Origin of the sequence: Odoribacter laneus YIT 12061 (genome assembly GCF_000243215.1) — a bacterium.
Classification (GTDB): Bacteria; Bacteroidota; Bacteroidia; order Bacteroidales; family Marinifilaceae; genus Culturomica; species Culturomica lanea.
The window spans coordinates 2,829,096-2,841,513 of sequence record NZ_JH594596.1 but is presented as its reverse complement, the minus strand read 5'-3'; the positions used below and the strand labels follow the sequence as shown (position 1 = coordinate 2,841,513).

General features: G+C 38.5%; 6 protein-coding genes. 5 read left to right on the top strand and 1 reads right to left on the bottom strand.

Annotated features, from left to right (window positions below; all coding sequences use genetic code 11):
• Positions 1-46: 46 nt before the first annotated feature.
• Complete coding sequence (locus HMPREF9449_RS11750) at positions 47-1,345, bottom strand: M18 family aminopeptidase (RefSeq protein ID WP_009137484.1); 1,299 nt, start codon at positions 1,343-1,345, stop codon at positions 47-49.
• A 394-nt stretch (positions 1,346-1,739) separates the two neighbouring features.
• Between HMPREF9449_RS11750 and HMPREF9449_RS11745 the strand changes: the two genes are divergently transcribed.
• The 5 genes from HMPREF9449_RS11745 to HMPREF9449_RS11720 all read left to right on the top strand — a co-directional run bounded on the left by HMPREF9449_RS11745 (position 1,740) and on the right by HMPREF9449_RS11720 (position 12,377).
• The gene (locus HMPREF9449_RS11745; RefSeq protein ID WP_009137483.1) at positions 1,740-2,438 is read left to right on the top strand and encodes an ABC transporter ATP-binding protein; all 699 of its coding nucleotides are present in this window, start codon (positions 1,740-1,742) and stop codon (positions 2,436-2,438) included.
• A gap of 67 nt (positions 2,439-2,505) precedes the next feature.
• Entirely contained in the window at positions 2,506-4,821 is a 2,316-nt protein-coding gene (locus HMPREF9449_RS11740) for an ABC transporter permease (protein WP_009137482.1), read from the top strand.
• Between the two features lie 58 nt (positions 4,822-4,879).
• Positions 4,880-7,246, top strand: a complete 2,367-nt coding sequence (locus tag HMPREF9449_RS11735) for an ABC transporter permease (RefSeq protein ID WP_009137481.1) — start codon at positions 4,880-4,882, stop codon at positions 7,244-7,246.
• A gap of 379 nt (positions 7,247-7,625) precedes the next feature.
• A complete protein-coding gene (locus HMPREF9449_RS11725) occupies positions 7,626-9,992 on the top strand; it encodes an ABC transporter permease (protein ID WP_009137479.1) in 2,367 nt (788 codons plus the stop codon).
• Positions 9,993-10,028: 36 nt separating this feature from the next.
• A complete protein-coding gene (locus HMPREF9449_RS11720) occupies positions 10,029-12,377 on the top strand; it encodes an ABC transporter permease (RefSeq protein ID WP_009137478.1) in 2,349 nt (782 codons plus the stop codon).
• The last annotated feature ends 41 nt before the right edge of the window (positions 12,378-12,418 follow it).

Below are 12,418 nucleotides of genomic sequence, written 5' to 3'. Positions count from 1 at the left end.
AACACTTAAACCTTTAAATTGGTTTCACTTACCCTTTTTATTTACCTCAGATATTATAGAAAGTGGTAAAGGCTTGGATGATATAATGATGATCCAGCGTACCTCCTGTTTCCCGTACAGAATGCATAGCCCACATCGGGTTACCGATATCTACTCCCCGCATTTCCATTTGAGAGAGTAAGATGTTGCCGAGGGTGGAACCTCCTGCCATATCCGATTGGTTGACGAATGTTTGATAAGGTACACCTGCCAGGCGACAGATTGTTTGGAAAACAGCTGCAGAATCTCCGTCTGTGACGTATTTCTGATTTGCATTGATTTTGATTACCGGTCCTTCGTTCATAAGCGGATGATTGGTCGGATCGTGTTTTTCAGCATAATTTGGATGTAAAGCATGAGCCATATCGGCGGAAATCATAAAAGAATTATGGATAGCCCGGTATAAATCTTCCGGACCTCCTCCCAGATTGAATACAATACGTTCGATGATGGTCCTCAATACAGGAGAACCGGCGCCTTGTTTAGTGCCGCTTCCGACTTCTTCGTTGTCGAATATAGCCAATACTTTTGTTTTCCGGCATTCTTTAGAATCCAGCAGAGCTTTCATGCCGGCATGCACCATTGCCAGATCATCCAGTTTTCCGCAAGAAATAAATTCTTGATTTACTCCTGTCAGGCAACCTTTTTCAAAATTGTAAAGGGTCAGGTCGAAATCGAGGATTTCCTCCGGTTGGATTTGCATTTCGGCAGCAATCAGCTTCAGTAAATAATTGTCTTTTTCAAAATGCTCGTTTACCATGCCCAATACCGGCAACATATCTTTTTGCTTACTTAACGGATTGCCTTGATCGTTTACAGCCCGGTTAAAGTGGATTGCCAGATGAGGGATTGTCAGCAGAGGACGTTTGAAATTGACAAATTGAGTAATGGGTTTTAAAGGATTCTCACTTTTAAGCATCACCCGGCCTGCCATAGAGAGAGGGCGGTCGAACCAGGTGTATAAAATAGGTCCTCCGTATACTTCCGTATTCAGTTTGAGGTATTTCCCTTCTACGAGCATTTCTGCGTGAGGTTTGATCCGGAAGGTGGGAGAGTCACTGTGGGCACAGATAAATTTAAATCCGTTTTCGGCAATGTCGCCGCTGCCGGGAATAAAAGCAAAAAGTGAGGAATGATTTTTAGTGACAAAATACTTTTCTCCTCTTTCTATATTCCAGCTTTCACCGGAAAACAACTGTTTGAACCCGTTTTCTAAAAGATGTTTCTTGAGATTCAGAATAGCATGAAAATTAGTGGGACTTTCATTAATAAAGTCGATTAGTTCTCTGGCTGCCTGTGTTTCCATAATTGGATTAATTTTAAAAGTGCAGAACTTCAGTTTCTTTCAAAAAGATAAACTTGAATTTCTGACAGGTTTATAAATGATTATTTTTTATCCACTTTAAAGAATTAGGATATATTTTTCTTTTTTCTGCATTCTAAAGTAACTAATAAAAATTGGAAACTGAAAATTTAAATTACAAGTTTTGGAAATTGTAAAGAATATTGACATTTATTTTATTCTTGGTAGACAAACAGAGGAGAACCGATTTGCAGGTGTTTGTCTAATAGTTAGACAAGATTGTCTAATTTTTAGACATTTTCTGAGGAATGATAAATTTTAGAGGATTGATAATGAATTATTTATTGGATATGGCATGGGTTTTGTAAATTTTTAGAAAAAATTAAATACCACAGTTATGATTGAACTAAAAAATGTAGATAAGTATTATAAATCTCGTTTCCAGCGTACCTTTATATTGAAAAATGTCAATTTTACTGTAAAGGAGGGGGAATTTGTAAGTATTATGGGACCCAGTGGAGCAGGTAAATCTACTTTATTAAATATTATTGGTATGTTGGATGAACCTTCCGAGGGAGAATACTATTTTATGGGAAATCCGGTACATAAGATGACGGAAAAAGATAAGAATTTATGTCATCGGAATTATATCGGTTTTATATTCCAGGCTTACCATCTGTTGGAAGACATGAATGTATATGAGAATATAGAGATGCCTTTAGTCTATAAAGGGGTAAAAGGGAAGGAAAGGAAGGCCATTGTGGCCGATATACTGGATCGCTTTAATATTGTGGCAAAACAGGATTTATTCCCGGAACAGTTGTCTGGTGGGCAACAGCAATTGGTTGGTATTGCCCGTGCGATTGTTGCTAGGCCGAAGTTATTATTAGCAGATGAACCGACAGGTAATTTACATTCAGAACAGGGAAGGCAAATTATGGAGTTATTGAAAAAGCTGAATCAAGAGGAAGGAATGACTATTATTCAGGTAACCCATTCGGAGCAGAATGCAAAGTATGGGACTCGTATCGTAAATATTATGGATGGTTATTTAAAAGAAGGTTTGGCAAATGTAGAAGGGGGATTGCGGATTTAAAAGAAGGGGAGAAGATTTTTTGAAGAAAGCGGAGTATTGTTATTTTATTGTGTAACATTTCAGAAGTATGAATATTTTTTTAAATTTTTCCCGGCATTTTAGGCATAATCGATTGTCTTCTATCATTGATATGTTGAGTTTGGTCCCGGGACTTGCTTGCTGTTTATTGATTGTGATGTGGATTGTGGGACAGGTGGAGGTTGATCGATCGTTTAAAGATATTGATCGGATTACTACCCTTCAGGGATATCATGAAGGGCGGAGTCCTTTTTGGGGTGTTTCGCCGGCAGTAGCTCCTACGCTGAAGATGGAACGGCCGGAGGTGGAGAAAGCGGTACGTTTGTGTAGTGCGGCCCGTACCGTAAAATATGAAACTGAAAGTTTCGGCATTTCCGCTTATGATGCGGATTATGATTTGTTCGATTTGTTTCATTTACAAGTCGTAGAAGGACGGCCTTTTGTCGAAGGGGAGAGAGATCGTTGTGTACTTACCCGTCAAGCTGCACAAATAATTTTTGGAAATAAATCGCCTCTAAATCAGCCTTTGGAATTCGAGTTCGGTACTTTTACCGTGTGTGGAGTTATTGAAAATTTGCCCAAGCAACGGACAGTGGCCCGGCAAGGGAGAGAAGAAATTATCTTTTTACCTATAGAACGCAGACAGGAAGGATTGGATGCTTGGTACAACAATAGTTTTGAAAGTTATGTTCTGTTAAAAAATGGGACGGATTACGAAAAATTTGCAGCAGAAGTAAAGGACCGTGCCCTAAAAGCACAGCCGGAAAGTAAATTATATATTAAAACTGAAAAATTAAAGGATCGTTATTTATATGCTTATGGGCATATTCGGGAGGTTCGTTTGATGGGTTTGATTGCTTTGGTTATTTTATTAATTGCCTGTATTAATTTTGTAAATCTTTCCACGGCAGCTTTTTCTCAGAATGCGGTACAGACAGGAATACGGAAGGTCGTTGGGGCTTCCCGGAAAAGTTTGGTATTCGCCTATCTTTCCAATGCGTTTATATTGGTGTTGATTTCGTATTTTCTGGCGTTTTTGCTGGCTTATGCGATTGTACCCATTTTTGGAACGATTATCGGTAGTAGTTTTAGTGTTTCCGATTTAATCCGTCCGGAAGTGTTCTGGATTGGAGGAATTATGTTGATTGTCACGACATTATTGGCTGGATTGTATCCCTCGTTTTATTTGTCTTCTTTTCAGCCGGTAAAAGTGTTAAAAGGCCGGAATGCTGTCGGTTTGTGGAGTGCACGCTTGCGTCAGAGTCTGGTCATTTTGCAATTTGTCGTGTCTATTACCTTAATTGTATGTACTTTAATCATTTCCCGTCAGATCCGGATGTATCAGACCATGGATCTGGGATATAAATGGGATGAAGTTTTATATGTGTCTTTGCGGAATCAGTCACAGGTTCAAAAGGCTTTTGTCTTACGGGACGAGCTTTTAAAGGATGCAGATGTACGTTCTGTCAGCGTTTCGACTTCTCTTCCCACCGCTATTTATTGGAATGGAGTCGGGTTTAATTGGGAAGGAAAAGATCCCTCAGAAAATCCCTTGATTTCGATGTTGTTTGCAGATAAAAATTTTTTTGAAGTATATAATATACAGTTAAAAGAGGGGCAATTTTTTACGGAATCACAGGATGGGGTGATCGTAAATCGGAAATTGGCGGATTTGATAGGAGAAGACGTTTTAGCAAAATATTTTCAGAACGATAACGAAGGACCTAAAATTAAAATTTTGGGAGTGGTGGATCAATTCCTTTTTAATGATTTTAAAGCTGTAGAAGAACCTTTAGTTATTTTTCCCATTGTTCCGGAAGAAAGAGATTGGGTGAATATTGTAAATATACGGGTAACCGGGGGAAAATTAGGAGAAGCTTATGACCGAATAAAAAAACGGGCGGAAGAAATTTTCGGAGAACAACCTGTCGTACGTTTTTTGAATGAAGATGTGGAATATTGGCTAACATCAGAAAAGCAGACTTCTCGTATGGTATCTTTCTTTTCTGTGCTGGCTATTCTCATTTCTTGTTTAGGTTTATTCGGACTCGCTACTTTTATGATGGAACAGAAAAGGAAAGAAATAGGGATCCGGCGGGTAAATGGAGCGAAGATATCAGAAATTGTCTGGTTGTTGAACATTAATTTTTTGAAACCTATATTAATCGGATTTATAATCGCTTGTCCATTGGCTTATTATTTTATGAGTCGTTGGTTGGAATCCTATTTGCGACGAATAGAAATAAGTTGGTGGATTTTTATATTAGCAGGTGCCCTGACTGTTGCTGTCGCTTTGCTTACTCTTTTATGGCGGAGTTTGAAAGCGGCGATGGAGAATCCGGTAAATTCTTTAAAGAGTGAGTAGGAGATGATTTTTAACATTTGCACGTATAAGTAATTTTGTAAAACAAAGAACAGAGGATATGAAAATCGTCAGAGAGTTTTTGGTCAATTTCAGCCGTTTTAAAATGGCGGGAGTATTGAATGTAATCGGCTTATCGGTTGCCTTTACAGCATTTGCTGTGATTGCTATACAGTTGGTATTTCAAAATGGATATGATCGTTTTCGTCCTGATGCAGATAAAATTTTTCGAGTAGAATTGCTTTTCCCGATGTCTTTGCAGTACTGTGCTTCTGGACCTACTCCGATAGGGGCTATTTTAAAAGATCAAATCCCTTTGGTCGAAAATTATTTTATCATGACAAATGACCGTAAAGAAGTATTTTTCAAGAAAAAAACGGATGGTTCGTCGGATAAATTCAAAGAATTATTTGCAAATACGACAGCAGCATTTATTGAGACCGTGGGAGTTGACGTTTTGGAAGGAGATGCCAAGCAGGCTCTGACAGAACCCAATATGTTGATGATTCCGGAAAGTGTAGCCCGTAAATGGTTCGGGAAACAACCGGCGATAGGAAAACAAATATTTTGTAGTGGCGAAGGGAGGGATTTGACCATCGCTGCTGTATATAAAGACATGCCGGAAAATTCCGTTTTTAATAACAGTTGTTATACTCGTTTTGTGGAACAGGAAAACTGGGGAGCCTGGGACGTGCAAATTTATGTAAAGACGACTACTTCCGATCGAAATATATTACAACAGCAGGTAAATGCTTTAAAAATTGATCCTTTGGACCAGATTTTTGAATATTTACACAAAAAAGAACAGGTAGAGAAAGAAGGAAAATCTTATCTGCGTATCTCTCCATTGACCGGTATATTTTATGATAATACCGTAATTTATGATACTGCCGATAAAGGAGATCGCCGGAATGTTGCGGTAATGGTGGCTATTGGACTACTCATCATCTTAATTGCGGGTATCAATTTTGTAAACTTTTCAATGTCGTTAGCTCCTACCCGGATGAAAAGTATAAATACACAAAAGGTTTTAGGAGCTACTGCTTTTGTTTTACGGCTGAAATTGGTCGGAGAAGCGGTTACTTATACCGTAATCGCCTTTTTAGTGTCTATTGTGTTGTTACAGCTCTTTGCTCTTTCCGGGTTTGCAAATTTGTTTTCTATGTCGTTGGCTCCGGCTAATCATTGGGATATAATAGGGGGAATAGGCATACTGTCTGTATTTTTAGGTATTTTCGCCGGTTTATATCCTGCCTTTTACATTACTTCTTTCGAACCGGCCATGGTCCTGAGAGGAAGTTTTGTAATGACCCCCAAAGGGATTCGTTTGAGAAATAGTTTGATGGCTTTTCAATTTATCATCTCCATTGTTTTGATTACCTGTACTTTATTAATGGGCGCCCAATATCGTTATATGCAGAATTATTCTCTGGGATTTCGGACGGAGAATATAGGGTGGTTAAAACTGGATAAAGATTTGAAAACCAATCAGGAAGCTTTGATTTCTGAGATGACATCCGTGCCCGGCGTGATGGATTATACTTTTTCCGATTATGTGCCCGGCGAGGATCTGATGTCGAGTGCAGGAACAGAAATTGATGGGGAGGCCGTACAATTAGACAAGTGGTATGTCTATAAAAATTTCATGAATTTTTTCGGAATAAATTTGATAAGGGGAGATCATTTTTCGCAGTCTGATTTAGCGGAAGAACAAATCATCCTAAATGAGACGGCAGTGAAAAAGCAACCGGTTTTGGAACGTTATTTTGGCCGGAATCTTCCCGACATGATATTTGAAGGCCGTTTTATCGGGGTGGCTCATGATGTTCATTATATGTCGTTGAGAAAAGCTGTGGGTCCCTTGGCTATTATTTGCCGGGATAGTTTACGGTATGATTATATGTTTCTGAAAGTGGCCGGAGGGAATTTGCCGGTTACAATGGATAAAATAAAGGCGGTTTACGAACGTTTATCCCCTTCCGGTATGTTTGAATTTGAATTTCTGGATCAATCTTTACAACAAAGCTATGAGGGAGAAAAACGCCTGATGCAGGTCATTTCTTTAATGGGGGGAATTGCTATTGTGCTGGCCTTGGTGGGAGTATACGGCTTAGTCATATTCAATGCTCAGTATAAACGAAAAGAAATCGGTGTCCGCAAAGTGAACGGAGCTACTGAAAGTCAGATTATGTTATTGCTGAACCGGAATTTTTTCCGTTTGTTACTCCTTTCCTTTAGTATTGCCTGCCCTGTAGCTTGGTATATTATGAGTCGTTGGTTGGAAGGGTTTAGTTATAAAACTCCTCTTCATTGGTGGATATTCTTGTTGGCGGGAGTGATTACCTTACTCATTGCTTTGTTTACCGTAAGTTGGCAAAGTTGGAAAGCTGCTACGGAAAATCCGGTAAAAGCATTAAAGAGTGAATAAAATGTCTACGTCCAGAGTTTTAAACAAAACTGTGCTGAAAGGATTTTGGGGAGATTGACGGTATTTCAAGCCTGATCGCTAAGCGCTTTCAGGCTTTTGATTAGCAGAACTGTCGTTTGATAAATAGATAAGGATCAGGGATTTTACCCCTGTCCTTATGTCCTATTGGGCGGATATAAAGTACCCTTACCTGAAGCAATAGATTACGCGCCTTACCCCTACCCGTTCCGGGTGTATAATTATTTAACAGCTTTGTCCATTTTTTAGACACTCTGTCAAAAGGAATCATGTATATATGTCTAATTATAAGTATTTTATGTTTTTGGCATATTATTTGAAAATAATAGGGAAAATTCGGAAATTTTATAAATAAAAGAATATGAATATAAATAGTTTAAAAGTTTTCTGGCGAAATTTTATGAAGCAGAAGACCGTGGGTATTTTGAGTATTGGGAGTTTAGCTGTCGCTATTGCAGTTGTCATACTCATCGGTTTGTGGGCGGCGAATGAATATAGTTTTGACAAATTTCAAAAGGACGGGGATAAAATTTATCGGGTTTATGGGTCATTGATGCTGAATAATACGCCTACTTCTGTCGGATCGACCTATAAGATTTTAGGGGCAGATGCAGCGGCGAAATTCCCGGAGATTATAGAAATGTGCCGGATTACTCCACAACAACTAGAAATAAAAATTGATGATATATTATATCCCGGCAACGATATTTTTCTAGTAGATTCCAATTTCTTTACTTTTTTCACTTTTGCTTTACGGACGGGGGATCCGCGTACTTGTCTTTCGGCTCCCGATGGAGTAGTGATTGATGAATATTCGGCAAATCGTTATTTCCCCGGGGAAAACCCTATCGGAAAGACGATAAAAATCAAAGATGAGAATTATAATGAAGATAAAATCTATACTGTTACAGCAGTGATGAAAAATATGCCTGAAAACTCCCATTTAAAGGCACATATTGTTTGTCCTTTTTTAGGATATTGGGCAAAAGATGAATATTTAGGTTACGGTTCGTCCGATTGTTTCCTGACTTATTTCAAAATCGGAAATCCTGCGTTCGTCCCGGGACTTGAAGAGGGAATGACGGAATTGATCCGCCAGTCTCATTCTCAATGGGATCAACTGGGTTTTTCTTATAAATTACAGCCTTTATCCGACATTCATTTCAATAATTCCTTTAAGTTTGATAATATAGTACATGGGAATAAAAGTTTGGTTATGGTTTTTTTATTGACGGCTTTTGTCATTTTATTAATCGCTTGTATCAATTTTATCAATCTTTTCATCTCTACTTCTTTTTTAAGAGCTAAATCCATCGGAGTGAAAAAAACACACGGAGCGGATAAGGGAATGCTGATCCGTGAATTTTACAAAGAAACGTTTTATTATGTGTTGGTGGCATTGGGGATAGGAGTGATTTTGGCTCGTTTGGGGTTACCTTTGTTCAATCGTTTGGCAGATTATCATTTGTCTATTGATTTTACGAATCCTTGGTTGTATGTTTTCCTGATAGGGGTCGCACTGTTTGTCATGTTGACAGCAGCTACCTTTCCAGCCTTGTATATGACCAAATTCAATGCTGTAGCGACTTTGAAAGGCCAGTTTAAAGGAAGAAATCTTTCTTTTTTACAGAAAAGTCTGGTCGTTTTACAGTTTACGGCTTCTATTGTCATTTTAATTTCCGTTTTTTTTATTAATAAACAGGTGAATTATATGATTCATAAAGACCTGGGATTTGATAAAGAGAATGTTTTATATGTATACGATAGGGGTGGATTTATGAAAAACTATGAAGCTTTCCGGAATGAGATGAAGAATTCGCCGGCGATTCGGGAGGTGACTTTGAAAGATATTGATCCAGCCGGTTGGTGCCGGGGAAATTCAGTCAAAAAACCGGGTGATGATCAGGAATACTTGATGGAATTCTGTCAGATCAAACCTAATTATTTTGATATGATGGGTATGAAAATGGCTGCCGGGCAGGAATTCAAAGAAGAGACGGGAGATTCTCTGCATTATTGTATTATAAATGAAACGGCTGCCCGAATGTTAGGTTTTACCGAACCTGTTGGAGAAAAACTCTATACCGACGATCAGTATTTCATTGTCAGAGGAGTCGTAAAGGATGCTCAGACGAAGTCCCTTCATCAAGGAGTTGATCCCCAAATTTATTTTACCTTTCAGAGTAGGATAGGAACTCCGACAGTCCTTTTTAAGATACAGGGCGATCCGCAGGAAGCCATCCGTCTGATTCAGAATGAGTGGAACGACTTGAATCCGGGTACTCCTTTTGATTATTACTTTTTGGATAATAGATATGCCCGTTTGTATAAGGCGGAAACCAATGCCGGGCAGATATTGGGGGTAGCTATGGTCATTACACTGATCATTAGTGTGGCAGGGCTGTTTGCAATCGCTTATTATACCACCCAACGCCGGTTGAAAGAAGTGGGTGTGAGAAAGGTAAACGGAGCTTCGGTATGGGAGTTATTATTCATTCTAAACTGCGATTTCTTTGTTTGGGTAGGAATTTCTTTTTTAATAGCCTGTCCGCTGGCTTATATATTTGTCTCGAGTTGGCTGGAAGGTTTTGTAGAAAGGACCTCTTTGAGCTGGTGGATATTTGCTGTAGTGGGCGTCATTACGTTTTTAGTGACGTTGTTGACTGTTAGTTTCCAGACATGGAAAGCGGCTAATGTGAATCCGGTAAAAGTGTTGAAAAGTGAATAAGAAAAGGGAAGTTTAGAAGGAATAAAATAAAGTCTTATGAAACGGAATAGTTTAAAATTTTTTATACGGAATCTAAAGCAACAAAAAACCGTTGGTATATTGAGTATTGGTTGTTTGGGGATTAGTATAGCTGTCGCTTTACTGATTGGATTGTGGGGGATGAATGAATTGAACTTTGATAATTTCCATCAGGAGGGGGATCGGATTTATCGTCTGACGATCCATACATTTAAAAATAATGAAGCCACTTGTTTCGGTTCCACTTTTAAGCCTTTTGGAGAAGAAGCACAGGACAAATTCCCTGAAATCAAAAAGATGTGCCGGGTTGTTGCCTGGACAGATGGTGAGATCTGGATCGATAATATTTTATACAATGAAAATAAATTATTAGTGACAGATCCAAATTTTTTTACTTTTTTCACTTTCCCTTTGAAAGTAGGAGATGCTGCTACTGTTTTTGAAGCACCGGATAATATTGTCCTTTCTGAATCGGCTGCTTCTAAATATTTTCCGGGAGAAGATCCGATAGGAAAAACGCTTCGTTATGGGGGACAGAATTTTAAAGTCACAGGGATTATGTATGATATGCCTGCTAATTCTCATTTGCAGGGAGATATTATCGCTCCTTTATTTGGCTGGTATGCAGGGGACATCTGGGGAGGTTCCGATATTTATATTACCTATTTCCAAATAGAACCGACTACGAATTTTTCGGATTTACAAAGTGGGTTAACCCAATTGTTGACCGACCGTATGATTTCTTTTCGGGATCGCAAAAGCTCGGTTTATCTGGAACCTTTAAAAGAAATTCATTTTTCTTCAGAAAGTGATGCAGGAAGTATTGTCAAGGGAAGTAAATCTCTGGTAACGATTTTTTTACTTACAGCTTTGGTTGTATTATTAATTGCTTGTATCAATTTTATTAATCTGTTTATCTCCACTTCTTTTCTAAGAGCCAAGGCGATAGGGGTGAAAAAAACGCATGGAGCGGAGAAAAGTTCATTGATGGGGGAATTTTTTACGGAGACTTTTTATTATGTTTTGATAGCTGTTGTCGTGGGACTTGTTTTAGCCTATATAGGAATACCGTTTTTTAACGAAATGGCTAATAGCAATATTTCTATTGATTTCCAATCTCCTTTATTGTATATATTTATTGTCGGACTAACTCTGTTTACTGTGTTTGTAGCCGGTTTTTTCCCGGCGGTTTATATGACAAAATTTGGAATTGTAGAAACCATGCGAGGTCAATTTAAAGGGAAGAATCTCTCTTTTTTACAAAAAGGACTAATTGTGGCTCAGTTTACAGCTTCAGTTGTCTTTCTGATCTCTATTTTCTTTATTAATAAACAGGTACATTTTATGATTAAGACGGATTTGGGATTTGATAAAGAAAATGTATTATATATAGAGGGACGAGATGAATTTGCAAAGCGATATGAAGCGGTACGTCATGATTTATTACAATGTCCGGCTATAGCAGATGTGGCACGGAAAAATAGTTTACCTACGGACTGGCGACAAGGTTGGACGGTTGGCAAAGAGGATGTGGAAGATAAATATCTGATGGAAGTGTGCCGGGTCGATTACAATTATTTCGATCTCATGGGGATGAAGGTGGTGAAAGGAGAAAATCCCTTCCGGGAAGTGCACGATTCTCTTCATTATTGCCTGATAAACGAGCGGGCAGCCCAATTATTGGGTATGGAACATCCGGTAGGAGAAAATTTATTGATTTACGGATATTATTATCCCATAAAAGGAGTCGTAAAAAATGCTCAGACCAAATCTTTTCATCAGGGTGTGGATCCTCAGGTTTATTTAAAATTGGATAAAAGATGGGGAGATAATGGAGTGCCTTATCTGGTTAAAATAAAAGGAGACCCCCAAATAGCGATTCGTACGATAGAAGCGAAATGGAAAGAATTGGTACCCCATGTACCTTTCCAATATGGTTTCTTAGATCAGGCCTATGAAAATTTATATAAAGCTGAAACTAATGCCGGTAAAATACTATCATCAGCGATGTTTGTGATCTTATTAATCAGTATTGTCGGTTTGTTTGCTATGGCTTTTTATTCGACACAAAGACGTGTCAAAGAAATTGGAGTTCGCAAAGTGAATGGAGCGACGGTGGGAGAAATTTTATTGGTTCTGAACCGCGATTTTTTGATTTGGGTGTTGATCGCTTTTGCGGTAGCTTGCCCGATCGCTTATATTTTTATTTCCCGTTGGTTGGAAAATTTCAGGGTTCGTACAGAGATCAGTTGGTGGATATTCGCAATTGTTGGTTTGATTGTCAGTTTGGTTGCCCTGTTGACGGTAAGCTATCAAACTTGGAAAGCAGCTACCGTAAATCCAGTGAAAGCCTTAAAAACAGAGTAAAAGAATCTTTCACCGGAGGATTTTTTATAGGTAAAAAAATT

Coding starts and splice junctions, on each gene's coding strand:
- HMPREF9449_RS11750 (WP_009137484.1), bottom strand. CDS start 1,345: ATGGAAACACAGGCAGCCAGAGAACTAATCGACTTTATTAATGAAAGT.
- HMPREF9449_RS11745 (WP_009137483.1), top strand. CDS start 1,740: ATGATTGAACTAAAAAATGTAGATAAGTATTATAAATCTCGTTTCCAG.
- HMPREF9449_RS11740 (WP_009137482.1), top strand. CDS start 2,506: ATGAATATTTTTTTAAATTTTTCCCGGCATTTTAGGCATAATCGATTG.
- HMPREF9449_RS11735 (WP_009137481.1), top strand. CDS start 4,880: ATGAAAATCGTCAGAGAGTTTTTGGTCAATTTCAGCCGTTTTAAAATG.
- HMPREF9449_RS11725 (WP_009137479.1), top strand. CDS start 7,626: ATGAATATAAATAGTTTAAAAGTTTTCTGGCGAAATTTTATGAAGCAG.
- HMPREF9449_RS11720 (WP_009137478.1), top strand. CDS start 10,029: ATGAAACGGAATAGTTTAAAATTTTTTATACGGAATCTAAAGCAACAA.